This is a genomic window from Vibrio ziniensis, assembly GCF_011064285.1.
In the GTDB taxonomy this organism is placed as follows: domain Bacteria; phylum Pseudomonadota; class Gammaproteobacteria; order Enterobacterales; family Vibrionaceae; genus Vibrio; species Vibrio ziniensis.
On sequence record NZ_CP049332.1, the window covers coordinates 505,239 to 531,343 of the forward strand.

General features: G+C 43.8%; 24 protein-coding genes and 1 pseudogene. 16 read left to right on the forward strand and 9 right to left on the reverse strand.

The annotated features are described in order from the left end of the window. Positions 1–48 precede the first annotated feature (48 nt). From nifV to modC, 7 genes are all read left to right on the forward strand, one after another. Positions 49–1,200, forward strand: a complete 1,152-nt coding sequence (gene nifV, locus G5S32_RS17245; protein WP_165313404.1) for a homocitrate synthase — start codon at positions 49–51, stop codon at positions 1,198–1,200. A gap of 10 nt (positions 1,201–1,210) precedes the next feature. Continuing rightward, positions 1,211–1,504, forward strand: coding sequence for a nitrogenase-stabilizing/protective protein NifW (locus G5S32_RS17250; protein WP_165313405.1), 294 nt, complete (start codon positions 1,211–1,213; stop codon positions 1,502–1,504). 11 nt (positions 1,505–1,515) lie between these two features. Further along, the gene (locus tag G5S32_RS17255) at positions 1,516–1,977 is read left to right on the forward strand and encodes a nitrogen fixation protein NifZ (RefSeq protein WP_246201168.1); all 462 of its coding nucleotides are present in this window, start codon (positions 1,516–1,518) and stop codon (positions 1,975–1,977) included. Positions 1,978–1,991: 14 nt separating this feature from the next. Continuing rightward, positions 1,992–2,837, forward strand: a complete 846-nt coding sequence (locus G5S32_RS17260) for a peptidylprolyl isomerase (protein ID WP_102939941.1) — start codon at positions 1,992–1,994, stop codon at positions 2,835–2,837. A gap of 111 nt (positions 2,838–2,948) precedes the next feature. After that, complete coding sequence (gene modA, locus G5S32_RS17265) at positions 2,949–3,713, forward strand: molybdate ABC transporter substrate-binding protein (RefSeq protein ID WP_165313406.1); 765 nt, start codon at positions 2,949–2,951, stop codon at positions 3,711–3,713. A gap of 36 nt (positions 3,714–3,749) precedes the next feature. Continuing rightward, positions 3,750–4,427 (forward strand): molybdate ABC transporter permease subunit, encoded by a 678-nt coding sequence (modB, locus tag G5S32_RS17270; RefSeq protein WP_165313407.1) that lies wholly within the window; start codon positions 3,750–3,752, stop codon positions 4,425–4,427. Positions 4,428–4,433: 6 nt separating this feature from the next. Continuing rightward, the gene (modC, locus tag G5S32_RS17275) at positions 4,434–5,531 is read left to right on the forward strand and encodes a molybdenum ABC transporter ATP-binding protein (RefSeq protein ID WP_246201169.1); all 1,098 of its coding nucleotides are present in this window, start codon (positions 4,434–4,436) and stop codon (positions 5,529–5,531) included. A gap of 112 nt (positions 5,532–5,643) precedes the next feature. Here the strand turns inward: modC and G5S32_RS17280 are convergent, their stop codons facing one another. Continuing rightward, on the reverse strand, positions 5,644–7,059 hold the full coding sequence (locus tag G5S32_RS17280) for a GGDEF domain-containing protein (RefSeq protein WP_165313409.1): 1,416 nt from the start codon (positions 7,057–7,059) through the stop codon (positions 5,644–5,646). Then, the gene (locus G5S32_RS17285) at positions 7,052–9,115 is read right to left on the reverse strand and encodes an EAL domain-containing protein (RefSeq protein WP_165313410.1); all 2,064 of its coding nucleotides are present in this window, start codon (positions 9,113–9,115) and stop codon (positions 7,052–7,054) included. Before G5S32_RS17285 ends, G5S32_RS17280 begins: the two co-directional genes overlap by 8 nt. 209 nt (positions 9,116–9,324) lie before the next feature. On the opposite strand from G5S32_RS17285, the gene G5S32_RS17290 reads away from it, so the two are divergent. Beyond that, on the forward strand, positions 9,325–9,840 hold the full coding sequence (locus G5S32_RS17290) for a GNAT family N-acetyltransferase (protein WP_165313411.1): 516 nt from the start codon (positions 9,325–9,327) through the stop codon (positions 9,838–9,840). Between the two features lie 24 nt (positions 9,841–9,864). Here the strand turns inward: G5S32_RS17290 and G5S32_RS17295 are convergent, their stop codons facing one another. Beyond that, positions 9,865–10,773 carry a DMT family transporter gene (locus tag G5S32_RS17295; protein ID WP_425509217.1) on the reverse strand — a complete coding sequence of 303 codons (909 nt, stop codon included), beginning with the start codon at positions 10,771–10,773 and terminating at the stop codon, positions 9,865–9,867. 97 nt (positions 10,774–10,870) lie between these two features. On the opposite strand from G5S32_RS17295, the gene G5S32_RS17300 reads away from it, so the two are divergent. Continuing rightward, positions 10,871–11,788 (forward strand): LysR family transcriptional regulator, encoded by a 918-nt coding sequence (locus G5S32_RS17300; RefSeq protein ID WP_165313412.1) that lies wholly within the window; start codon positions 10,871–10,873, stop codon positions 11,786–11,788. Between the two features lie 47 nt (positions 11,789–11,835). Here G5S32_RS17300 and G5S32_RS17305 read toward each other — a convergent pair whose 3' ends face one another. Continuing rightward, on the reverse strand, positions 11,836–12,699 hold the full coding sequence (locus tag G5S32_RS17305) for a MurR/RpiR family transcriptional regulator (protein WP_165313413.1): 864 nt from the start codon (positions 12,697–12,699) through the stop codon (positions 11,836–11,838). A gap of 238 nt (positions 12,700–12,937) precedes the next feature. Here G5S32_RS17305 and murQ point away from each other — a divergent pair, with 238 nt between their 5' ends. The 4 genes from murQ (at position 12,938) to G5S32_RS17325 (ending at position 17,633) form a co-directional block, all read left to right on the forward strand. Next, on the forward strand, positions 12,938–13,840 hold the full coding sequence (gene murQ / locus G5S32_RS17310) for an N-acetylmuramic acid 6-phosphate etherase (RefSeq protein WP_165313414.1): 903 nt from the start codon (positions 12,938–12,940) through the stop codon (positions 13,838–13,840). Positions 13,841–13,866: 26 nt separating this feature from the next. After that, entirely contained in the window at positions 13,867–15,312 is a 1,446-nt protein-coding gene (gene murP, locus G5S32_RS17315; protein ID WP_165313415.1) for a PTS N-acetylmuramic acid transporter subunit IIBC, read from the forward strand. Positions 15,313–15,436: 124 nt separating this feature from the next. Continuing rightward, on the forward strand, positions 15,437–16,945 hold the full coding sequence (locus tag G5S32_RS17320) for an MFS transporter (protein WP_281347264.1): 1,509 nt from the start codon (positions 15,437–15,439) through the stop codon (positions 16,943–16,945). Between the two features lie 115 nt (positions 16,946–17,060). Further along, complete coding sequence (locus tag G5S32_RS17325) at positions 17,061–17,633, forward strand: outer membrane beta-barrel protein (protein ID WP_165313417.1); 573 nt, start codon at positions 17,061–17,063, stop codon at positions 17,631–17,633. Between the two features lie 65 nt (positions 17,634–17,698). Here G5S32_RS17325 and G5S32_RS17330 read toward each other — a convergent pair whose 3' ends face one another. From G5S32_RS17330 to G5S32_RS17335, 3 genes and pseudogenes are all read right to left on the reverse strand, one after another. Next, positions 17,699–18,976, reverse strand: coding sequence for a cytosine deaminase (locus G5S32_RS17330; protein ID WP_165313418.1), 1,278 nt, complete (start codon positions 18,974–18,976; stop codon positions 17,699–17,701). Positions 18,977–18,989: 13 nt separating this feature from the next. Then, a pseudogene (gene codB, locus G5S32_RS21555) lies at positions 18,990–19,214 on the reverse strand (cytosine permease); the annotation flags it as partial. A gap of 292 nt (positions 19,215–19,506) precedes the next feature. After that, on the reverse strand, positions 19,507–20,664 hold the full coding sequence (locus G5S32_RS17335) for an iron-containing alcohol dehydrogenase (RefSeq protein WP_165313419.1): 1,158 nt from the start codon (positions 20,662–20,664) through the stop codon (positions 19,507–19,509). A 300-nt stretch (positions 20,665–20,964) separates the two neighbouring features. On the opposite strand from G5S32_RS17335, the gene G5S32_RS17340 reads away from it, so the two are divergent. Beyond that, positions 20,965–22,389, forward strand: coding sequence for an MATE family efflux transporter (locus G5S32_RS17340; RefSeq protein ID WP_165313420.1), 1,425 nt, complete (start codon positions 20,965–20,967; stop codon positions 22,387–22,389). A 106-nt stretch (positions 22,390–22,495) separates the two neighbouring features. Continuing rightward, positions 22,496–23,395 (forward strand): hypothetical protein, encoded by a 900-nt coding sequence (locus tag G5S32_RS17345; RefSeq protein ID WP_165313421.1) that lies wholly within the window; start codon positions 22,496–22,498, stop codon positions 23,393–23,395. Here the strand turns inward: G5S32_RS17345 and soxR are convergent. Continuing rightward, positions 23,374–23,865, reverse strand: a complete 492-nt coding sequence (gene soxR, locus G5S32_RS17350; protein ID WP_165313422.1) for a redox-sensitive transcriptional activator SoxR — start codon at positions 23,863–23,865, stop codon at positions 23,374–23,376. The two genes, G5S32_RS17345 and soxR, sit on opposite strands and share 22 nt — an antisense overlap. Before the next feature lie 117 nt (positions 23,866–23,982). Here soxR and G5S32_RS17355 point away from each other — a divergent pair, with 117 nt between their 5' ends. Further along, a complete protein-coding gene (locus G5S32_RS17355) occupies positions 23,983–25,179 on the forward strand; it encodes an MFS transporter (RefSeq protein ID WP_165313423.1) in 1,197 nt (398 codons plus the stop codon). A gap of 76 nt (positions 25,180–25,255) precedes the next feature. Here the strand turns inward: G5S32_RS17355 and G5S32_RS17360 are convergent, their stop codons facing one another. After that, on the reverse strand, positions 25,256–26,077 hold the full coding sequence (locus G5S32_RS17360; protein ID WP_165313424.1) for a transporter substrate-binding domain-containing protein: 822 nt from the start codon (positions 26,075–26,077) through the stop codon (positions 25,256–25,258). Positions 26,078–26,105: the final 28 nt, after the last annotated feature.

Below are 26,105 nucleotides of genomic sequence, written 5' to 3' on the forward strand. Positions count from 1 at the left end.
GATTCCCTGTAGTGAGTCAATATCAGTGAGCAAAGGGATGGTGCATGTATGGTTACAGGGATAGCAGAACCCATTCATAGGTCAGTCATTATTAATGACACCACGCTTCGGGATGGTGAGCAGGGACCTGGTGTGGCGTTCACCATAGAAGAGAAAATGCATATTGCGATGCTGCTTGAAATGGCGGGTGTGCCTGAATTGGAAGTGGGCATTCCCGCTATGGGAGCGGAAGAGCAATACGTCATCAGTTCAGTGTGCCACTCCCTTAGTACTGCGCGAACTATGGGCTGGTGTCGGATGCTAGAGCACGATGTTCATTGCGCTTCCGGTCTTGGTTTAAATTGGGTGGATCTCTCTATTCCAGTCTCAAGTCAGCAGATCCGCAGCAAACTCAATCTGACGCCTAAAGTGTTGTTCGAACGTTGTGAAAGAGTGATTAGCCAAGCGCTAAATGCTGGTTTGAAGGTTTGCGTGGGAATGGAGGATGCTTCGCGTGCAGACGTCGATATGCTTTATCGGGTTGCAGAAGTCGCGGAACGTTGCGGTGCAAAACGAGTTCGTTTTGCTGACACCAACGGCATCCTCGACCCATTTTCGACTTACCACGTTATCACTCAGTTACATGCCCATACGGATCTTGAGATTGAAATGCATGCGCACAACGATCTTGGGTTAGCGACGGCGAACTCGTTAGCTGCCATTCGAGCTGGTGCTGCGTCAGTGAACACTACGGTAAATGGATTAGGAGAACGTGCGGGAAACGCTGCATTAGAGGAGATCTCCGTTGCGCTTACAGTGTTGCAGCAGACACCAAGCAACATTGATTTGCGCCAGCTACCGACCATTTGCAATTACGTACATCTGGCTTCTGGGCGACCCCAAACAGCGCAAAAAGCGATCACAGGCGATGTGGTGTTCACCCATGAGTCGGGAATTCACGTTGATGGCTTGCTGAAAGACATCAATAACTATCAGGGTTTCTCGCCTTCATTAGTGGGGCGCGAACATCACTTTGTCTTAGGCAAGCATTCCGGTGTGAGTGCCATTATGCGTATCTATCGCGATATGGGGATAGTGCTCACTGAATCGCAGTGCGAGCAGATAAAACAGCAGCTTCGTGTTTGGTCTGAACGGCGTAAAAGCGTTCCGACCACTGACGATCTGCTCGAGTTTGCCATCCATCACCAGCAAATCGCGTAGGGCTATAGGTATGTATTTAGAGTTAGAGAGTGATTTCACCGAGCAACTGGCGTTGTTGGAAACCGCAGAAGATTTTCTCGACTATTTCGTTGTGGATTACGACCCAGAGCTGGTGGAGAAAAAACATATACCACTGCTGCGCTTGTTCCAGAAGTTATTGGTTTGCAAACCAAACGCTGATTACGCCACTTATCAGAAGTCGCTTCGCTTGGCATATAAGCAAATCAGCCTAGGGCATGAGCCTATGATCGCGGCAGGTGGTTGCGCGAGCTGTGCCTCCGATTGCAGTGCATCTGGTGAATAGGAGTGAACGAAATGGACATGGATTACGGCTCCGACACAGTGCGTTTTGCTCCAGGAAGCGAAGTCAGAATTGTGCGTAATATCCGTAATGACGGTAGCTTTCAGGACTTTGCTAAAGGGGACTTGTTAGTGGAAGCAGGAAGCGTCGGCATTGTTCGTAGCTACGGATATTTCTTGCAAACACAGGTGATCTATCAAGTATTTATTCCAACGCAAAATCGAGTGATCGGAGTACGAGATAGCGAAGTAATCGATGCTGAATTGGCTTGGGTTCCATGTCTTTTTCGCTCATTAGACAAAGCCAAACTGACCTGTAGCTTACGTATGTTTGGTGAACCATTAGCCAACAAGGGCGATGTGATTGAGGTTCACCGAGTCTATCGAGACTTAGAAGATGGCACGGTGAGTTTCGAAGTTAAATTTGGTGCGCACTTGGTCAAACTCGATTCAACCCGACTGGAGCCTGTCGCTTAATTAGGGAGGAAAGCATGGAAGCTTATCAACGCAATTATTTAACCGCCAAAATCGCCACCGATATGTACAAACTTAACCCTGAATGGCTTTCAAGCATGCAAAGGGTCAAAGTGGATGAGCAAGTTGAACGTCTGTTTCGGGTACAAAAAGCCATACTCGGTAGCAGTGAAGCCAATCTTGTTTCAGTATCCGCATTCGAAATTGAAGCGGCTTTTGACAAGCTCGTTGAAGGCTATCAATCCCACAGTGAGTTCAAAACTGCAATGCAGGGGCAGCATTTGACAGAAGGTCAGCTCAAACAGGTTTTAAGTGAAGAACTGAAGTGTGAAAAAGTGATGGAGCTTATTTCTCAAGACATTCCAGAGCTTGAACTTGCAACAGCGATGGAGTACTTCAACACCCATCAGAATGAGTTTTCCCGTAGCAATGTGTGGGAAATGAGCCAAATTCTCATCACGGTTAACGACGAGTTTTCAGAAAATCATCGCGATGAAGCTTGGCGTCGTATCCACGATGTAAAAAAGCAGTGTGAATACACAGCGTTTGGCACGCTTGCATTGAAGTATTCGGAATGCCCGAGTGCCATGTCTAACGGCTATTTAGGCTGGTGCGAAGAGACCAAACTCTACCCACAAATTGCCGCAAGCCTATTTGATTTGAACAATGGCGAAGTGAGTGAGGTGATTGAGACCGAGCTCGGTTTTCATCTGGTGCGAGTGCATCAGCATAAGGGCGCTAGAACCGCAACGTTTGAAGAGGCTTATCCGTTTTTGCAAAGAAAGCATGAGCAACGTGCGCGCCAGTTTTTGCAAAAGCAGTGGATTAGCCAGTTATTGCACTCTGATCCATTGTGCAGTTGAAGCTCTACTTTTCTTTTTGCCCTTGTTTTTTTTGCAGTGACAGCGAGGTTGCAGGTTAGAAAGAGATCTCTTTGAAGCTTCGTTTTTTGATGTTTAGGTAAGGATAAATAAATGAAAGGATTTCATCGCGTTATTGTCGGTTTTATTGTGCGTTCACTCTGTTTTGTCAGCCTTATTTTGGGCTCGTTATCTGTTCATGCGGAAGATGGCACCTTAGCGGTTGCCAATAACTTTTATGGGCCGATTCAGGTGCTGGTAGAAGATTTCGCCAAAGTGTCGGGGTTTCAGTTGAATGTCAGTACTGGTTCTACAGGGCAATTGTATGCCCAAATTGTGAATGGTGCTCCGTTTGATCTGTTTCTTGCTGCGGATACTGTTCGCCCTGAAAAATTGGTCAATGAAGGCTTGGGTTTTAAGCAGTTTGTTTATGCGAAAGGGGTATTGGTACTGTGGTCAAATCAAGCTAACTATGACGTGAAACAGCACATGTTGTCAGGAGATTACACCCACTTCGCCATTGCCGACCCTAAACTTGCGCCGTACGGTTTGGCGGCTCAACAAGCGCTAACCAAAATGGGATTATGGGAGAGCATGACGCCGAAAATCGTGATGGGTAAAGGCTTGAATCCTACTTATCAATTTCTCTCGACTGGCAACGCGCAGTTAGGGATGGTGGCTAAATCTCAAGTGTTTAAAAAAGGTCAGTACATTGGCGGTTCATTCTGGGAAGTTCCGGAATCCGATTACCAACCGATTGAACAGGCTGCGGTAACGCTCAAATCCGGTGTTGATAAAGCCGCAATTGATGCTTTCCTTGAATACTATTCAACGGAGCGCGCACAGAAAATTGTCTCTAGCTTTGGCTACTTGCAGTAGTGAATTAAGCGGCACTGAAGGAAGAGGCAAAGCGCTATGTTAGTCGTCGATACGGTGGTCATAACAACCACACTTAAACTAGCCTTTGTGGTTATGGTGACACTGCTACTGATTGGTGTTCCGATCGCGTGGTGGCTCTGCCATTCTAGTTCGCGCGTGAAAGGTGTCGTAGAAGCAGTGTTGATGTTGCCATTAGTTTTGCCACCTACTGTCCTAGGTTTTTATCTGCTTTTGTTGTTGGGACCGGTTGGTTGGGTTGGAAGAACTTTAAATCAACTTGGCGTTGCCCAACTGCCATTTACGTTCACAGGCATTGCCATCGCCTGTACCTTACATTCGTTTCCTTTTGTTATTCAGCCTCTTAAAAATTCATTTCTCGCGATTGGTCGAAGACCGATGGAAGTGGCCGCCACACTTCGAGCTTCTCCAATTGATACTTTTTTCAACGTCACCTTACCCTTGGCTTGGCCCGGAGTATTTTCCGCTGCCATCATGGGTTTTTGTCATACCCTCGGCGAGTTTGGCGTGGTGTTAATGATAGGTGGGAATATTCCGGGACAGACTCGGGTTATGTCGGTTGAAATTTACAACAATGTCGAAGCATTGGAATATCTTAATGCGCATATCTTGTCTGGCGGGTTAGTGGCATTTTCATTTGTCGCTTTGTTGCTGATTCATTGGTTAAACCAAAAACATCAGCAAAGGCTAGGGTAGATGCCTATGTCTGTCTCTAGGTCTAGGTCGCACATTACCGCAGAGTTAACTATTCGTTATGCGGATTTCAGTTTAGACGCCAACCTGACTCTACCCGCGCAGGGCATCACCGTATTCTTTGGTCATTCTGGCTGCGGAAAGACCACCTGCCTTAGAGCCATTGCTGGGTTAGAAAAATTGGAACAGGGCAAAGTTTCTGTTGCGGGAGAGATGTGGCAATGCAGTGATAGCCAACAATTTGTGCCTACTTATAAGCGCGATTTAGGCTATGTGTTTCAAGAGCCGGGACTGTTTCCCCATCTAACAGTGGAAGCGAACTTGCAGTTTGGTGCTAAACGTATTGCGGTTAACAAGCGGCACGTCAGTTTTGATGAAGTGACAGAACTTCTGGGTATCACATCGCTGTTAAATCGCTATCCGGCTCAGCTCTCTGGTGGGGAAAAGCAGCGCGTTGCGATAGGGCGAGCTCTGCTAACAAGCCCTAAACTTCTATTGATGGATGAACCACTATCGGCACTCGATCAACCCCGCAAACAGGAGTTTTTGCCTTATCTTGAACGTCTGCATCGAGAATTAGATCTGCCTATTCTCTACGTCACTCATTCCATGCAAGAACTGGCACGACTCGCTGATCACATTGTGTTGTTTGATAAAGGATCGATACTGGCGAGTGGCAGTGCCCACAGCATTATGTCTGACCCCAAATTTGATGCATTGTTCGGCGATGAAATTGGCAGTGTGTTTGATACCAAAGTGGTTGCGATGCATGAAAATCGGATGACTGAACTGGATTGTGACGGCTTAACCATATGGGCGGTAGGGTACATTGCCGAGCAGGGTGCTACTTATCGCTGTCGTATTCTGGCATCCGATGTAGGGCTTTCTCTTGAAGAACCTAAGTTTTCCACAGTGCTAAACCGCTTTCGCGCCACCATCATCGATATTCAGACCACTCTTGCCGAAGATGGGCAGGCGCTGGTGGTATTAGAGTTGGAAAATCAACAGCGTTTGCTCTCTAAAATCACCCTCAAATCGCTGTACGAACTGAACCTCACCCAAGGCTTAGAGGTGTGGGCGCTAGTGAAATCAGTCGCGCTGTCTTGAGGAGAAACAAACTTACGGTTAAGCAAACTCAAGGAGGAAAAAGCGTTCGAAGTGAACTCTTTGCTACTAGGCTTTAGATGTTATTTCATAAATCAGACGTTATATCAGATGGTTAGCAACTGGCGTTGATGTTGTCATTATAAAGACTCTTGGTACTTGAACCCGAATAAACCTGAACATTATTTCTACCGAGACTCTTTGCCAGATATAACGCATCATCGGCTTCTTTGTACGTTTCCTCTACACAACCGTCTGCTACGAGTGAAGATACGCCGCTACTAATGGTAACTTGTATTTCATAAGGGCTGCATTGGTGGATATACCCCTCAATCTTCGCTTTCAACTTACTCGCTAACATATAGGCCGCAGAAAGATCTGTTTGCGGCGCGATTACGATGAATTCTTCCCCGCCAAGTCGAGCAGTAAAATCTGAATCTCGAGTATGTTTGGAAAGCAATTTCCCGACATTGATAAGGATTTGGTCGCCAATAGGGTGCCCATAGGTGTCATTGATTTTCTTAAAAAAATCAATGTCTATGAGGATTACACTACATAGCGAATAGTAACGAGATACTTCCTTTTGCTTCTGAACCAGAAACTGTATTGCAGCTCGTCGATTGGGCAACTTAGTGAGCTCATCTTGTTCAGCGATCTCTTTAAGTTGATGCACAAGGTCGTCGGTTTTGTTCGCTAAGTAACATATCGAGTTCTTTACAGGAAGCAGTTCTTCGAATACTTCATTTTCGAGCTCTGCGTGATATTCACCATGGGCTATTTTTTCACTCCAGTCAGAGATTGCCACAATGTTTGATAGAACCAGCTTCAACACTCGTTTATAGAAAATGATGATGAACAACGCCACTGAGATAATTAGAAAGCAGATGGTAATGTTTAATATTCTTTGAATGTATATCTTTGAATCTGTCTGCAATGTTAAGCGATTCTTTATATTTGAATCTAAGGTCAATATTTTTTCGGATAGCTCAAGTCTTTTATCTAAGTAATATTTGCCATTTAGCATGGATTTGGCGGCAAGCACATCGTTTGCATCATATCTTTTCAATATATTGTTTTCATAAGCGAATAAGAGATCATAGATATCTTTGATATCAAACAGTAAGGCTATTTCATAGTCATCGGCATTGAGGCTCTTATAATAGTCTATTGGCTGGTAGACGTTGCTTCTTTTTGGCTCGTAATTGATATTGGAGTCCAGTGCAGAAAAATAGTAGTGATACTCCTCAGTCCATGAGCGTTTATGCATCCTCATATCAGCAATTTTATGAAAGATTTTTTTGTACTTTTTGTCGCCGGTATAGATGTAAAGGCGAATAGCAGTGGTACTGTCATCTATCATTTTTTGCATTGACAGGGTTACGCGAGTCAACTCTTTCGCTTCAACTCGTGAGTTCACATCCCTTCCTTCCAGATAGTAGTTGATATGTTGGATTGCGAAGACCAATGAAAGCGTAATGATGACTAACCAGTTTCCAGTTGAAATAGTGTGAGCAAAATTTCTTTTAGGCATGGGACAGAACCTTATTGGTTATATCAATTTCATTTATGATCAACTCAATTGGTTTCGCGACGGACAAGTTAAATCCTTGGATGCTACTGTTGGGTAGATTAGAAATTGATTTGAGATGGTCGCTTGTTTCAACACCTTCTAATACGATATTTAATCCGGTTGCAGCTGCAAAGTTAATTGCTGATTTAGTGAAGTTATAATAATTTTTATTCTTATCGATTTTATTAATTATTTCTAAAGGCACTTTTATTTCATCAACAGGTAATTCACATACATATTTCAGTGATGATTGTCCAATACCAACCGAACTAATAGAAAATTTAATACCAAGCTCCCGTAGATCGTTCATAACAAGAGAAATTGGCTCCATATCCTGCAAATCAATTTGCTTTGCGATATCGAAAATAATTTTGTTCGGTTCTATTTGATATTGTTTGATTAGATCGCGAATAAACTTTGTAAAGTTAACTTGCAGTAGCTCTGATGGCAGAATATTCACAGTCATAGTCACGTCCTTTAGCTTCTTCATATCTCTTAAGGCTGTGCTGATAACGTGTGTTCCGATGCTATTTAAAATGCCCTTCTTCTCGGCAAGTGTTATGAATTCATCAGGGGAGACATTGCCATACTTTTTGTTATTCCATCGAACTAATGCTTCCACACCAGAGATTCTGTTTGTACTCGTGCAAAATTGCGGCTGATAATGAACTTTTAACTCCGCATTTTGTATGGCGGACATAAGTTCGACTGACAAACCTAATTCTCTATTTCGAATAGTGTTAATTTCTGTATTGTAGTAAGTGTGATTTAACTTTCTTAGTCGTGCTATTTTTAACGCATATTCACCCTTGTCCAACACATCTTCAATCGAGTCAAAATTTACATTTATCTCAGTAGTTGAACACTTAAATAATATTTTCGTAGCATTACCACACAGAATGATGCTGTTTAGTTCATTGCTAATTTTTTGGGTTAAATTATTCATCTCTTCATTTGTCATTACTTTGGTAAATAAAACGAATCGGTCATAATCTATATGAAATAAACTGTGGTGTGTTAGATTCAGTTTTGTCAGGCAGCTATAGAATTCTTTCAGCATCGATACTCTACAGTTACAACCAGCCATGAGACTGTTTTGGTTTAAATTATCAATCTCGAATAAATGAACCTGATATTTGCTATTGTTTTTAAGAAGTTTTAGCTTCCTTATATAAGAGGTAAATGCTCGTTTGTTGAGCATGCCTGTTACTGGATCTTTGCTGAGGTGATTATTTATATCTCTTAAGGCAACATCGATTTTGGTTTTTTCTTTTTTTACAACCTCATCATTTTTATTTATCTGTAACTCTATCCACAAATTAGAAACTGTCGCAATAAAAATAGAAAGTAAAATTAGAGTTATGTTTAGTATTAATATGTTTGATTTGTTCTGGTTAATTAATCTATTTATCTTCTGAACAAAATCATCTGATTTAATTTTAATGCTTTTGCTAAGATATCCACTGCCTATAGTCATCTTCCATTCTGGTAAGTAGACCACATAGCTTTGTTTAATGTTTTCGTCATCCATGTCTAAGCTGTGAATGGGTTTGTTATCATAAATAACCCAATTCTCACCGGCTTCAATCGTATCTTTAATGATAGATATAATATGTTGATAATTGTTGTTATATTTTTTTATGCTCTCAACATCTTCATGAACAATTACATTCCATTCTTCATCTAAAGCGAAGATATATTCTTGACTGTTTTTATTATAATTATTTAATACCGACGTTGCATATTTTATTAAGTGTTCAGGTATTTCTCTAGAACTAATGTTATTTTCAGATTTTATCGATTCTAATATTCTTAAAACAAAGTTAATTTCATTCTGAAGTTGTTTTTGTTGAATGTTAGCATATTCATTTCTTATTATTTTATTCGATGGTTCTATGACTTTACTAGAAATATAAATGTAATTAATAAGTAGTGAGATAATGATTAGACCAACGAAAGAATATAGAATCTTCGTTATTCGGTCAGAATAAATGTTATTGCCCTGAGTTAAATTCATCGTTTGGTTTCTCTAAATTTGTAGTTATGATTGGAACCAAGATCACGTAAATGTGACACTTTGATGACGCATGTTACACGTGACGGTTTAATTTTATGTCGGTGAATTCCGTATCGAATGTAGGAAAAATCTCTCTCGATTGGGGTTGTCTATATGAACTCAGTTTTACAATTTAGTGTTTGGAGCTTAAAAGGGGCTTAGGGAAAGAAATGATTAAAGCGGAAACAGAACGGCAACGTGATTTAAACGCCCAATTGATTGAATTTGAGCCTCAGCATTATTCATTACTGATTGAATGGATCGATTCAGACGAGTTGAATTACCTTTGGGGTGGACCTCAGTTTGAATACCCGCTAACGGTTGAGCAACTTGAAAAGCACTATGGAAAACAGGCGCCAACACCGTTTTTATTTGTGGTGAATGGCGAGATGGTGGGCTTTATTGAGCTGTTTAAAGTGTCGGATTGTGAACAAAGGTTGTGTCGAGTGTTTATTCACCCGACATGTCGTGGTAAAGGTTATGCTGTCACTATGCTTGAGCTAGCGATCGGCAAGGCCAAAATGGTTGATGAACCACAAACCCTCTCGCTAGCTGTTTTCGCGCACAATCATTCAGCGATTGCTTGCTATGAAAAACTGGGTTTTAAGCCTTATGAAACAGTCAGTGGCTTACGTCATTTCAAAGGCAAGAACTGGGACCTGATCAGAATGTCCCAGCAATTATGATGTGGGCTAAGTGTCTCAAGAGCTTTAAATCTTGTCTGGTTTGTTGACTGATGCTGCCAATACAGAAGTCAGCAAAATTGCCGCGCCCAACCATTGAACGTAGGTCAGCGTTTCGTTTAACCACATCATTGAGAAGATGGCTCCGAATAGGGGTTCACTTCCCATCAGCAGGGACGCTTTCGTGGGTGATATTTTCCTTACCGCGTAGTTCTGAGCATAGAAAGCAAACAGTGTACAAAACAGCACTAGAAAAGCCGTAATTAGCCAGAACTCTCTATCGTAAGGGATCTGGCTGGCGGGTGCTTTTGTTATTAAAGCACCGACTAAATAAGCACTTAATGCTACGACGAAGGCTTGGATACAGGTTAACGCTGTATTGGTTATCTGCTTTTTGTCTGTGAGCTTTTTGGTCATGGTTACCATTAGAGCTCTCAGAGCTGCGGCAGTGAGAATGCAGAGATCGCCACTGTTAAGTGAGATACCCAAATCTTGATGGTATGTCAGAAGCAACACACCAAAGGTACTGATCACCGAGAGTAATATCAGGCTTTGGCTTGGTTTGTTTTTGCTGAGCAGACTATCGACCAAGGCGGTAAATATCACATTCAAACTAATGAGGAAGGCAGCATTAGAAGCGGTTGTTTGAGATACACCGTAGACTTCAAAAAAGAATATCAGTGCCAAAATTGCTCCCGTCGGAAGCGCCACTTTCCAATCCTTGTTTTTGCCTTGCTTAAAATCTTTTGCGACTAAAGGAAGAAGCAGAAGGAACGTGAGCCCAAATCGAATAGCAATAAATAAAGAGATACTTGTAAAAGCGATGGCGCTTTTGGTCAATCCATAGCTGGTGCCCCAAACAATCGCTACCATGAGTAGTAAAAGCTCAGGCATGGTCACCAACGAAATGCTTCTTTTAATCACTAAACTCGACACTGTGTTGTTCCTTTTCTGTACATCCAAATTGACTGAATCACTATCCACTAGTACGTTATTTGGAACAATAGAAGGATATGCAAAGGATTTTTGCGCTATGGACACGAATAAGCTGATTACTTTGTTGCCTGAGATGGCGACATTGGTAGTGGTTATTGAAGAGGGGAGTTTTTCAAAAGCAGCAGAAAGGCTTGGCGTTGCTCCTTCCTCGGTGAGCCGATCTATCTCGAAACTGGAAAGCGCACTGAACAAAAAGCTGCTGGAGCGCACGACTCGCAACATGCGCCTAAGTAACTCTGGTGAGCAAATCTATAGTTTATGTGTAGATATGCTCAAATCAGCACGTTTGGCGACAGATGCTGCATTTTCTACCCAAGATGAAGTCTCAGGAGAGATTCGAATCGCGGCCCCAAGAGCGTTTTCAAGCCAAGTGCTTTCACCGATTATTCTCGATTTTTTGCAGCAATACCCAAAAGTCACTGTGCATTTTATTGTTGAAGACCACTTTATCGATCCCGTTGGGCATGAAGTGGATATGATCATCCACATTACTGAAAAACCCGTTGAGGGCTTGGTCGCTAAAGTTCTGGGTTCGAACCGACTGGTGTTATGCGCCAGTGCTGAGTATCTATCTGCACATGGTTATCCTGCTGAACCTGAAGATCTGGTTAAACACCAATGTATTCGTTTGGGCGAATCTACATTTGACCGCAAGTGGGAGTTTCGCAAAGATCAGGTAATCCGCAGTGTGACTGTAGACGGTCGACTTGCAGTGAACCACACCCACATTCGTAAAGACGCAGTGTTACGTGGAATGGGCATTTCAATATTTCCTGAGTTTTCTATTGCCAAACTTGTGCAGTCAGGCGCGGTGGTAGAGTTGTTTCCTGACTGGGAAATCTTAAGTCGTTATCAAGGGCAAATCATTGCTCAATACCCTCAATCTCGTTTTATTCCTAACCAGTTAAAAGTGTTAGTGGAGTATCTACAGAGTCGATTGAGTAACGGAAAGTGAATTCACTTTATCATTCCCGAATTAGCCTCATTACAGTATTTACCTCATTAAAGAATCTGGCGAATGTCCGAAGAAATATCACTGATCATCTGTCTGGCACTTTCGTCTCGAAGCTGAACCAGATAGATGAACAGAAGATCGGTTATCACGTTCTGTGCACATCTTGATGCGATAGCCGAACTGCGGTTTTCTACTTCATCGGCAATGGTATAGAAGGTTATATCTGCGATGCGTCGTAGCTTACTTTTATTGGCTGAGCTGATGTTGGGTGAGCTAAGCGCAATCACTTTGGCGCCTTGTTCCTTGGCGGCTTCAGCAGCGACTATAATTTCTTTGCGCTCTCCGGAAAAGGAAATCGCTATTTGAACATCTTTTTCTGTCAGGGTTCGAGCAACCGCAATTTGCACATGACTGTCTTGTTCGGTTAAGGCTGTAATGCCGAGCTTTAACAACTTATAGCCGAGATCTTTCGCCGTCAGCGCTGAGCCTCCGATACCGACGATTTGAACTGTGCGAGCCTCATTCAGCCATTGCGCAGCTTGATTACAGGCATCAAAAGAGAGTGCATTGGTGGTCTGAATCATTGCTTCGGTTTTTGCTTTAATCAGTTTCTGAGCAATCACCGCCAGTGGATCGTCGGCAAATATTCCGCTGTGCAATGGTGTAGCTGATATCGCCTGTTTGCGACCGATTTCTTCCGACAACGCGAGCTTAAATTCGCTATACCCTTTAAAGCCTATTTTCTGAGTGAATTTGACTATGGTCGACTGGCTCACTTGCGCTTCTTGTGCCAGTTCCTGACTGGTCATGTACGCCGCTTTTGCTGCATTTTCGATGACCCAATCGGCGACAAAGCGACTACTTTGTGAAAGTTGACTGCGTCTAGCGATGATTTTATTGGTTACAGACATAACGAAAACTCAATTATTTTGAATAAATTATTCCAAATTGGAAATAATGGCTGCTGATTGTATCTTAATGTTTTTATGTGATTATTTTCTTGATTATTCACTGTGTATGACTATTCTGCCATAAATTATTCCACAGTTTTGCTGGCTAAAGAATAACCTTAACTGTGATTTTTGTCACCTTAAAGGAATATTTTATTCCATAGAATCCCTCTCAGATAATCCCATCGAGTAATGCCTAATGAAAATTGATTTAAGTCGATTGACTACTGAAAGCCGTAATCCAGCAAGTGCTGAGATTGATACTCTCTCAACCACTGACATGCTGAAAGTGATCAACCAAGAAGACCAAAAAGTTGCGTTGGCAGTAGAAGCGGTACTTCCGCAGATTGCTCAAGCTGTGGATGCGATTACCGCGGCATTTGTACAAGGTGGCAGACTGATTTACATGGGTGCGGGTACTTCAGGTCGCTTGGGCATTCTGGATGCGAGTGAGTGTCCTCCAACTTATGGCACTTCTCCGGATATGGTTGTCGGTCTGATTGCTGGCGGTCATCAAGCGATTCTGAAAGCAGTAGAAAACGCAGAAGACAACCGAGAATTGGCACAAAGCGATTTAAAAACGCTGAACTTAACTAATAAAGATGTAGTGGTGGGTATCGCAGCAAGTGGGCGTACGCCTTATGTATTGGGTGGTTTAGAGTACGCGACACAAGTGGGTGCAACGACGGTATCTGTGGCGTGTAACCCTGTGTGTGCAATGGCTGACGCGGCGCAAATTGCAATTCTGCCAATTGTTGGTGCGGAAGTGGTGACGGGTTCATCGCGTATGAAGGCGGGTACAGCACAAAAGCTAGTACTGAACATGCTGACAACAGGCGCGATGATTCGTAGCGGTAAAGTGTTTGGCAACCTGATGGTGGATGTTGAAGCAACCAACGCCAAGCTTATCCAACGCCAAACCAACATTGTGGTTGAAGCGACAGGCGCATCAAGTGAAGAAGCGGAACAAGCACTTAACGAATGTGGTCGTCACTGTAAAACCGCCATTCTAATGATTCTTTCAGGACTGGATGCTAAACAGGCAACAGCCAAACTTCAGCAGCACAAGGGTTTTATTCGCGCTGCACTTAACGATAAATAATTTCTCTGCTGATTAAGGACACTTTTATGGCAAAGATTACCGAAACAATGATATCGCAGATTCTCTCTGCGGTGGGTGGTAGCAGTAATGTCAGCAAATGCGGCAACTGTATGACCCGTCTTCGTTTAACTCTGGCGAATAACTCAGTGGCAGAGCAAGCGACGATTAAACAAATTCCTGGCGTATTGGGCGTGGTGGAAAGTGATGAGCAGTTCCAAATCATCCTTGGTCCGGGTAAAGCACAACAAGCAGCCGATTTGATGAATCAGCTCATCGACAGTTTAACCGCTGGCGGTGAAGCGCCTGCACATCAAGATTTATCTTCGATTGCGGCAGAGCAGAAGAAGCAGGTTAAAAGTAAACAAACCAGTTCAGTTCAACGTTTTCTCAGCAAATTTGCGACTATTTTTACTCCGCTGATCCCTGGTTTTATCGCTGCGGGTTTACTGCTTGGCTTTGCGACTTTGTTAGAGCAAATCTTCGTTATCGGTCAAGAGCCAAGCCAGTTTATGGTCGACATGATTGCCTACATGAAGGTGTTCGGCAAAGGTCTGTTTGCTTTCCTAAGTATTCTGATTGGTTACAACGCTCAGCAGGCATTTGGTGGCTCAGGTGTTAATGGTGCAATCCTCGCTTCACTGTTTGTGCTTGGTTATAACCCAGAAGCGACTTCTGGCATTTATTCCGGTATGAGCGAGTTCTTCGGTTACACCATTGATCCGCGCGGTAACATCATCGGTGTTCTGCTTGCTGCGATAATTGGTGCTCAGGTTGAACGTAGAGTCCGTCGCTTTATGCCAGATTCGTTGGATATGATTCTTACCTCGGTGTTCACACTGCTTATCATGGGTGTAGTGACTTACGTTGTCATTATGCCTATTGGTGGCGAGCTGTTTAAGGGCATGTCTTGGTTGTTCCTGAATCTGAATGACAACCCAATTGGCGCGGCAATCTTGGCGGGTCTGTTCCTGATTTCAGTTGTGTTCGGTATTCACCAAGGCTTTGTACCTGTCTATTTTGCATTAATGGAAGCTCAGGGCTTTAACTCTCTGTTCCCGATTCTCGCAATGGCGGGTGGCGGTCAGGTCGGTGCGGCATTGGCTCTTTATGTGAAAGCGAAGAAAGAAGCAGTACTGCGTACCCAGATTAAAGGTGCGATTATTCCGGGTATCTTGGGGATCGGTGAACCGTTGATTTACGGTGTGACACTGCCTCGCGTGAAACCGTTCGTGACGGCGTGTATTGGTGGTGCAGCTGGCGGCTTCTTTATCGGTCTGGTCTCTTACCTAGGATTACCTGTGGGTTTGAACACAGTATTTGGTCCATCGGGTATTGTTGCGATTCCTCTAATGACCTCTCACCACGGTATTTTCACCGGCATGATGGTGTTCGTTACAGGTCTTGTTATCTCTTACATTGTCGGCTTCCTGAGCACTTACTTCTTCGGCAGCAAAGACATCGATTTAAGCTGATTCATTCACCCCTATAGGAATGAAATAGCGGCGCCTTTGAGAAATCAGAGGCGCTTTTTTTTATTCCCGTTTATCGCTTGCAGGTTTGTGGAATGCTGTTCATTATGGTGATCTAGATCAATTTATGCAGCTCATCTTTTTCGGCTCAATTTTCATTTGCTCAACATCGGTGTTTTACATGGAAGTACAGAAAACAAACTCGAATCATCTTACGGCGACAGGGCTGATTTTATTGGTAGCGGGGCAGTTGATGCCTCAAATGGATTTCTCAATAGTGAATGTGGCATTGGATTCTATCAGTGTGTCACTGGGCGCCAACAAAACACAGCTAGGTCTGCTGGTTTCTCTTTATGGTTTGGCGTTTGCTATCAGCTTGGCAATGAGCGGTCGTATGGGTGATCGATACGGGCGCAAAAAACTGTTTATGTATGGCATTGCCAGTTTTGCTGTAGCCTCATTTCTTTGTGGGCTAGCGCCGAACATCCATATGTTGATTGCTGCGCGCGTATTACAGGGCATTGCCGCAGCGATGCTGATGCCGCAAATATTGGCAACCATACATGTGACTTTGCAGGGTGAACTACACTCCAAAGCTATCGGTATTTATGGCTCGGTTGGCGGACTTTCATTCATCATTGGGCAGATATTTGGTGGTTGGCTTATCTCAACTAACCTGTTTGATTTGGGATGGCGCAGCGTTTTTTACATCAACTTGCCGTTGTGCGCCCTGATTCTTTATTTTGGTCAGAAGTGGGTTCCTGAGACCAAAGAAGTGAGCAGTTTAAATCTGGATTGGATTGGTACTGTATTGCTCGCCATCATAGTGACGCTCATTCTGGTGTCCATTTCAGCAGGACCGGATTTTGGATGGAACTGGTGGGTGTGGTCGCTGCTTATTCTAGCGTTACCACTGATGCTGCTGTTATGGAAAGTCGAAGGGGATAAAGAAGCGAAGCAACAGACGCCTTTGATTCCGCCATCATTGCTTAAACGCCCAACCGTGATTCTTGGTTGTGGCAGTTTGATGCTTCAGGTTGCGTCCTATGGCGGTTACATGTTTGTTGTGGCGCTTACGCTACAGTCTGGCTTTCATATGACTTCATTAGAGTCAGGAAATGCTTTTGTCGGCTTGGGTATCTCTTATTTTGTTGGTTCTCTATACGCAGGAAAACTGGCGAAGTGGTTTACTCATTACGGCTTTACTGGCGTTATTTTGTGTGGCTCGCTGATGAACCTATTTGGATATAGCTATCTGTATGCGGTGATTAGTGACAACGCTGAGCATCTTACGCCTTGGACTATGCTCGCTCCGATGCTGATTATTGGTGTCGGAAATGCGTTTGCCGTAAACAGTTCACTTCGAATTGGTCTTTCGGATATTCCTCAGCAATACGCTGGTGTAGGAAGTGCGTTTATGACAACCTTGCAGCAAACATCTATCGCTTTGGGTACGGCGCTCTGTGCTGCATTCTTTATCCAAAACCTGAATGCGGAAGATGTATTCCATCTCGCTTCACTTAAAGCTGGCTTAGCAACCATTGCCGTGTTTATTTCGGGTTTATTCGTCATTCACGCACTACGAGCGATGAAAATCCGCAAACAATTGAGCGTGGCACGCTCGAACTTGGGGTGACAGCTTCATATTAGAGAATCTGGTTAACTATATTGAAAAGAGGTAGTTAGTGTTTTAACGGATGTTTAAATTCTGATATATCGAATGATATACTGCCTTTATTTATGGGGGAATTATGAAACTAAATCATGTCGTTGTGACACTTGCTGTTACCCTTTTCAGCAGCTCTGTTGTATGGGCTGATAACCAAAGTACTCGTGGTTTTTATCTTGGTGGAGATTGGGGGCTTTTTAACAATTCAACAATTGAGACAGATAGTTCTTCTATCACAGAAAATAGTGACTTTGGCGATTTTGGTTACGGATTCATGGTTGGTTATGAGTTCAATACCCATCGCTTAGTTAAATTGGGCTTAGAAGCTGAATACCGAAGTTTAGCTACTGTGAGCCAAGATACGATTAGTACCGAAGCAGATGGTGTGTTTTTCAATGTGAAACCGAAATTTATTGTTGAATACGACCAAGCAGATATTTATTTATCGCTTCTAGCGGGTCTTGGTAATCTCGATGTGACGACCAATACGCTCGGTTCTGACTCTGAATTAGCTTACCAGGTAGGTGCAGAGTTGGGCGTTATCGTGAATCGTCATCTTGATTTGCATTTAGGCTACAGAAATGCTCAAGTGACATTCGATGATGCAGATGTGAGTTTTGGCAGCATCTACACTGGTGTACGTTACTTCTTTTAATTGTTAATTTACCTCAGTCGAAGTAAAGAAGCGGCTATTGCCGCTTCTTTTTGTTTATATGTACCTTAACGTTTAAAACTAACAGACTCTTTGCGCTCTAAATATATTTCGCTTTCAGCTAGTTTAGTCTGAGCAATTACCTTCCCTTCACGAATAGAGTATTGAACCGGTACTTGACGGCGTACTGCTTCAAATCCACTTTCCGCTGGCAGGATTATGAAATTAGCCGAAGTTCCTACTTTAAGGCCATAGTCATCACCAAGTGACAGGGTGCGAGCTGAGTTTTCAGTGATTAAGTCTAATGATTGATTTATTTGCTCGTAGCCCATGATTTGGCAAACATGCAGCCCCATATGGAGTACTTGTAGCATGTTTGCTGTTCCTAGTGGGTACCATGGGTCGAACACGTCATCATGACCGAAACAAACGTTAATTTTGCTAGCAATCATCTCTTTAACTCGAGTAATACCGCGGCGTTTTGGATAATCGTCAAAGCGACCTTGAAGGTGAATGTTCACTAGCGGGTTTGCGACAAAGTTGATGCCAGACATGCGCAGTAAGCGGAACAAACGAGAAGTATATGCTCCATTATAAGAGTGCATAGCTGTAGTGTGGCTTGCTGTAACTTTGCTACCCATGTTGTATTTATGCGCAAGCGCTGCCACTGTTTCAACAAAACGAGATTGTTCATCGTCAATTTCGTCACAGTGAACATCGATTAGGCGGTCATATTTACGTGCCAGCTCAAATGCAAAGTGTAGTGACTCAACCCCGTATTCACGGGTGAATTCAAAGTGTGGGATTGCGCCAACGACATCGGCTCCTAGTTTCACCGCTTCTTCTAGTAGCTCTTTGCCATTTGGGTAAGACAAAATACCTTCTTGTGGGAAAGCAACGATTTGCAAGTCAACCCAAGGCTTCATCTCTTCTTTTACTTCCAACATCGCTTTTAAAGCGATTAAAGTTGGATCCGAGACATCGACATGGGTACGAACATGTTGCACCCCGTTGGCAATCTGCCATTTCAATGTCTGTTTAGCGCGCTCTTTTACATCTTCTTTTGATAGTAAGCTTTTACGTTCTGCCCAACGCTCAATACCTTCGAATAACGTACCAGATTGGTTCCAATTCGGCTCTCCAGCAGTTTGCGTGGTATCAAGGTGGATATGTGGTTCACAAAATGGTGGGATAACCAAACCACCTTTAGCATCAATTTCTAGTTTATTGGTTGGATGTTCTTGACCACAAGGCGTAATGCTTCGAATGATTCCGTCTTCAATATAGATATCTTGTGGTTCACTGTATGAACGTAAAAGAGCATTGCGAATATGGAGTTGAGTCATAGTGCACCTTATGGTTTAGATAACGTCGACGATTGTGGTAAAAATCGGCAATAATAATGCCACCAATTAGCGGAATGGCTAATGATAGGAAGGCTAGCCAGTCCATAAAGTTATTGTATAGTCATAAAGCATACAAGTTACCGATAAACATCGAGAGGTATTTACTTGGCAGACCTGTGATGTTTAAGAAGCCTAAACTTGAAGCATAAAGCGCTTTGTTATTGGTTGTCCAAATATCCGACTCATACCAACACTATTAATCTGTTCAGTATTAGACAATCAGTACCGAACACAAACACGCACTTATTGTTTAATAAGAACTCCATCCATGGTGCTTCGCCGAACCTTCTATGGCTCGAAGGGTTTGCTTATCGGTAATCAAATTAGGAAGATTGGTATCAGATATTACCATGGCGAGCAGTATGCCTTGAGGCTTCATTACTCTTTCTTAATGGCAGAGGATGGTTTTTATTCACCGAAATTGAAAAACGACAGCTGAGCTGCCGCTTTATTGGATAAGTTAGGAAGCGTTATAGAGCTAACTTTAAGATCTCTACCACGTCATCTGGAGTAATGTCGCCGTGTTCACCAATAGCGAGCATGCCGTGTTCGGTGAGTTTTTGTTTTACAGCAGGAATAGCCGATTCATCCAGTCCGTAAGCGGACAATGTGGTTGGGTTGCCCATTAACGCGAAGAACTCTTCCGTCTTTTGAATCGCAAGTTCGATTTGCTCATCTTCGCTGCCTGACGTGATGTTTAACACTCGGTTTGCGTATTGAAGCAGTTTGCCTTTCTTCTGCTCTTTTTTGTAACGCCACAGCGATGGCATCACAATCGCCAATGTTTGTGCATGGTCTAAACTGAATAGTGCAGTCAGCTCGTGACCAATCGCGTGTGTTGACCAGTCAGTAGGTACGCCATTTCTTAACGTGCCGTTCAGCGCCATAGTTGCTGTCCACATCAGGTTTGCGCGCACTTCGTAATCATTTGGTTTTTCCAGTGCTACCGGACCATCTTCGAGAATATTGAGAAGTAAGCTTTCAGCAAAACGGTCTGAGACTTTCGCGTTCACAGGGTAGGTCATGTACTGTTCCATGATGTGAACAAAACTGTCTACTGCACCGTTAGCGATTTGACGTGCTGGAAGAGAATAGGTGGTTTCAGGATCGAGAATTGAGAACGTAGGGCGAACCAAATCAGAGCCGAAAGAGAGCTTGTCTTGAGTGGCTGCGCGCGTTACCACACTATTGCGGTTCATCTCTGAGCCTGTTGCCGGAAGTGTAAGAACACAGCCCAGTGGCAGAGCTTTTTTCACACAGTTACCACCGGTTGTGATGATGTCCCAGTAATCGCCGTCATAACAAGCGCCCGCAGCAATGAACTTACTGCCATCAATCACAGAGCCACCGCCCACAGCAAGAATCAAATCAACTTTCTCTTTCTTGGCAAGCTCCACCGCTTTAATCAGCGTTTCATAATGCGGGTTTGGTTCGATACCGCTGAACTCGAATACAGTGCAATCTTTAAGCGCATCGATCACTTGGTCATAAACACCATTCTTCTTAATGCTGCCGCCACCGTAAGTAATCAGAACACGGCTGTTTGGTGCGATTTCTTGCTTTAGAGTCGCGATTTGACCTTTACCAAAATGCACTTTGGTTGGGTTGAAATAAGTAAAATTGTTCATAGTTTTCTCGGGGTTCTTTGGTAGTTCCAAGCATTGAGAGTCTTGCTATGGCCTTAAATAACGGGCTTGAGATACCTAGCTTCCTAGCACTCTCACTGCATGTGCTGATTAGGGCATTAAAACAAATAATGCGGCTATTGTACCAATTAAACCTTTCTTTGCGGGATCGAATTGCAGTAGTTAAGAAGTTTTTAAATTCAAAACTGAACATTTTGATTTTTTTCATTAATTTGTATTTCTTGCGAAGATGTCGATCTATGATGAATGTGAAATCGGTCGAATAAAGAGGTAGGTGACAGCATGGCAAAAACACAACAGTTAATCGATGGTCCAATTAACAAAGCGTTATTGTCGCTCGCTATTCCCATTGTTTTTGGGCAGCTTTTGCAGTCTGCTTATCAGCTTACAGATGCTTTCTGGGTCGGACGTTTAGGGGCGAATGAAGTCGCCGCGGTTTCTGTCAGTATGCCAGTGACATTTTTAGTCATAGCGTTGGGCGCGGGACTTGCTATGGCCGGGGCGACACTGACAGCGCAATACATGGGTGCAAGGCAATATGACAAGGTTAACCACGTCGCAGGTCAAACCATGTTGATGGTATTTATTACTTCGGTGGTGTTGGGGTTTCTCGGTTATCTGCTCTCTCCATATTTCTTAAGGCTGCTCGGTGTTGAAGAAGCGGTGTATACCAACGCTCTCTCTTTTATGCGTATCTCCTTTGTTAGCGTGATTTTTGTGTTTGTTTACAACATGTTCCAAGCCTTAATGAGAGGTATTGGCCAGGTAAAAGTCCCGCTTTATATCGTGCTTGGTACGGTGTTACTCAACTTTGTACTAGATCCTTTGTTCATCTTCGGTATGGGCAAGTTTGACGGTCTCGGTGTTTCCGGTGCTGCGCTGGCCACTCTGGTCACTCAAGCATTAGCTGCGTTAACTGGTTTCTATATTCTTTCCAAAGGCAAACACGGTATTCATCTGAAGTGGCGTGATTTGTCACCTGACTGGACATACATCAAGCGTGCTTTCTTTTTAGGTGCTCCGGGCTCAGTAGAACTTTCGGCTCGTGCGCTAGGTTTGATTACCATGTCGTTTCTAGTGGCGAGTTTTGGCACGGTTACCATTGCTTCCTACGGTGTAGGTTCAAACATACTGCAATTGATCACGATTCCCGGCATGGGCTTGGCGATGGCGGTTTCTACACTGGTTGGGCAGAATTTGGGAGCGAATCGTGTCGATCGTGCAGCGAAAATTACTGTCATTGGCTCTGTTTGGAGCTTTGTGATGCTGACTGTACTCGGGGTGTTTGCTTACCTACTAGCGCCAAGCGTGGTGAAATTTTTCATTCCAGATAACCCAGCAGTGGTTGAACAAGGCGCTGAGTTTTTGAAAGTGATGTGTCTGTCTTGGGGCTTTATAGGTGTGCAGCTTTCTATCATGTCGGCGTTTCGCGCGTCAGGCAATATGACCAACAGTATGATCCTCTCATTGCTTACTCAATGGGTGTTCCAGTTCCCGCTAGCCTACATTCTCTCTAAACATACGGTGTTAGCAGAAAAAGGTATTTGGTGGTCGTTTACTGTAACCAACGTCTTGGTTGCTTTGGTGGCGGTAGCTTGGTATGCCCGTGGTAGCTGGAAGAAAACGCGCATTATCGAACAAGATGACATTGAAACACTGGCTACTTCAGAAGAAGCGCTTATCGAAGTGGGCGAAAGAAGGGCTTAATTGCTTGTCAGTATTGGCTTAACAAGCGGTTGTACGTTAGAGGACGTTATCCTTTAAATGGTAGTCTAGAGGTGTTCTTTGTCACCTCTAAGTTTAACGAACTATCATGCTAAAACTCATATCAACTTTTGCCTTCACACTACTGCTTTATGGATGTGGTGGAGAAGAATCAGGCTCGACAGAAACGCTACCGACCGTTTCTAGTTTTGCTTCGGATGTGGTCGATAGTATGACGCTAGCCAATGATGCAACGTTATTAAACGCCTCAGAAGATGCCAGTTGGTCTAAGACCGGCCACGTAACCCAAGGTTTACCGAGAGGTGATGCAGCGCCAAGCTGGTGGGCAGATTCCATCCTTGATGACAGTTTGAAAACAGCCGATTCGTGGAATGCGCTGACTGGCTGGTTTACGGTTTTTGAATCTAACACTAATGTCGACCAAAACGTGAAGGTCTACTACAGCGATTTTGAAATTTGGTTGTTGAAAGGCAGTGATGTCAGCCACGCTAAATGGGAGCAATTGGCTGTTACGCCAACTACTTGGGCATCATATTACGACTCCGATATCGTCACTTGGCAAGGCAGTGCACTGCCCGATGACAGCTCAGGTTATTACGAATTTCAACATCCTGATATTTTGCATGGTGGAACCAGCAAAGTCGCTTTCGACGGTGACGATGTGCTAGGGGTTTTTGTTCGCACCAAAGCTTGGATCGATAGTGATGACTCCGATGCAGAACTTCTGATCAGTGTGGGTGTGGATTATTATCCGACCATCGACAGCTCTGTGTCCAAAGGCGATTTTGCGGATGCCAATTATCTTCCGGGCGCAGGCACAAGTCGTTTTGTTTATTTAACCACTGAGCCAAAGTGGTACACGATGGCGAATGTCGCTCATGATGCATTGGTAAACGTTGATAGTTCGAGCCCATTTGCACAAAGCGGCGGTAAAACCTATTTGACGATTGAAGAGTGGATGAACAATCACCCTCCACTTGATGAATGAATTGAATCGCTCGATGGCTCTACAGCTCCTGACCATTGTTCTGGATTGGTGAGGCGTGTTTTGTCTTCAAACGTTATCGCCCGAATATCCTGCGGGTTATAAATGGCGCATGAATCCATTGATAGGCAACCGCAACCAATGCATCCACCGAGGTCGTTTTTTAATGCTTGTAGCTGTTGAATGCGGTGCTCAAGCATGGCACTCCAATCTGAAGCCATCTGCTCCCACTGTTGCCGAGTTGGCGCCTGATGTTTTGGTAAGTCAGCCAGTGAAGCTGAGATCTCTTCCAGTGTAAGACCAACCATCTGCGCGGCTTTAATCACGGCGATTCTACGCAGCACATTTCTGTGGTATCTGCGTTGGTTTCCTTGATTGCGCCAGCTATAGATAAGCCCTTTTTGCTCGTAAAAATGTAGGGTTGAAACATTCACTCCTGAGCGTTTAGCCACTTCTCCCACAGTCATTTCCATACAAGCTTCTCCAACAATTCTGTCCATTTAGTTAATTTAGCTCAAAAAAGTGCTTTACCTAAAGTTAACTTGAGGTATTACCGTAGCACCAAGTTAACAGTAGATGGAATTAAAATCATGGAAAACAAAACGCGCACTAAGGCTTATCTCACAGGACGATTCTTTGATGGCATATCATCTGGGCTGTTTATGATGGCGTTACCTTGGGCCATGCTCTCCACTCCCAACATGGGCGCATTTGTTGCGATGGTCGCGTTGGCATGTACGGCGATTTCGTTTTTCCTAACACCGTTTTTTTCCACTTTGATTGACAGACACTCAAGAAAACAATTACTGGTATCCGTCCAATTTGTGCAAGCAGCGATGGCAGCCCTTATTGCGGTGTTTTACGGGGTTGGATACGAGTCGAATTGGCTACTGGCGACAGCGCAATTGGTTTTTTGGACTTCCAGTAACTTAGCGTGGGCAACCAATAATGCTTTTACTCAGGAAAACTTCCATCAGCATGAATATGCAGCCATCTCCGGCAAGCAGGAAGTGATCATGCAGGGAACGACATTAGGTTCTGGCGCATTAGGTGTAGTGCTGCTTGAGATGTGGGGAATGTTGGAGTTTGCTTCGTTCGCTGCTGTTGCTTCAGCAATAGCGAGTATTAGCTACATGATCACGCCTTATCGCCGCCAGTTACGCCAAGTAAATTCAGTGTCATTTGTTGATCAAATGAAAGAGAGCAAAGATATCTTTGTGGAACGGCCACAGTTTTATGTGTTCTTGATGCTCTCCGCTTTAAGTTATCCAATATTAACCTTTCTCACCAAGCTAGTGCCGATTTGGTTTGCTGAAACGGGCATTTCTGGTGATTGGTTCGCCGGTTATAACATCGCCTTTGGAATGGGATCGTTAATCACTGGTTTGATGGTTGGTCGATTATTAGGATTGGGGACGCATCAAGGGATCATGATCGGCGCAATGGGACTGGCAGCTATGATGCTGATTGGCATGAGTTTATCTCCAACACCGCTTATGCTGCTGGTATTCACCTTTTTCTTTGGCACTTTCAATGCGCTAAACCGTATTGCTCGAACAAACTGGATGCATCATAGCATCAGCATTCATCAACGCGGCCGGGCAGATGGCGGTTTACAGATGTTTGCCACTTTTGCGCAGAGTATTAGCTATGTTGCCATCGCACTTTTAAGTCATTTTGGTATGACTCAAATTGGATTTTTCTTGGCAGCAGTCGTTATGGTTTTAGCGGTATGTATGATGATGCGCTTAAACCGAGGTCAGGAGTTAGCTGTTGGTGTGGCGTAAGGGAAAGTGATGAAACCAATAGGGCTTGCGTTAACAAGCCCTATTCAACTCATACTAACTAGTGTTGAAACCTGAATTACTGAACGCTATTTACCCAATCGTCTGATTTGAACCATTTGTCATGAATACGCTGATAAGTACCATCACCTTTGATTTGGCGTAAGAAGTTGTTGAGGAAGTTAAGGAAATCGGGATCTCCCTGACGGACAGCCCAACCGAGCGGCTCATAAGTAAAGCTCTGATCTAGGTGAACTACTTTCCCCTTGTGCTGTGCTTCATACATAGCGTTGTAAGGGAAATCATAAACAAACGCATCTGCCTGACCGTTTACGATTTGCAGCACTGCATCTGCTGAAGTGTCGTAAAGATCGATTTTCGAGCGTGATAAGTATTTCTTAGCTGCTTCTGCGCCCGTTGTACCCATTTGTGTTGCGATGGTGTATTGCTCAGTGTTCAGGTCACGGAAAGAGTGAATCTTGTCAGCAAGTTTAGGTGCAATGAGGATGGTTTGACCCACTTCAATGTATGGATCTGCGAAATTGACGCTTAAATTGCGTTCTGGCGTGATAGTCATACCACCGATGAAATCGCACTTACCCGTTTTTAACGCTGGAACGATACCATCCCAAGCGGTATTCACGGGTACAAACTTAACATTGATTGCGCGCGCCATTTGCTTAGCCAGATCAATATCGAAGCCCACATAACGACCGTTTTTATCGGTCATTTCAAATGGAATGTAACCAGATTCAAAACAGAACTTGAGCTCACCTGAGCTTAAAATTCCATTCAGTGCTGATTCTGCAGCGTTTGCGTTTACTGACGAAAAAAGAGAGAAAATCGCGATAGAGGAGACTAATGCACCTCGAACCTGTTGTGTGAAAGGCTTTAACTTCATTTGATACATCCACGTATTTTTATTGTTG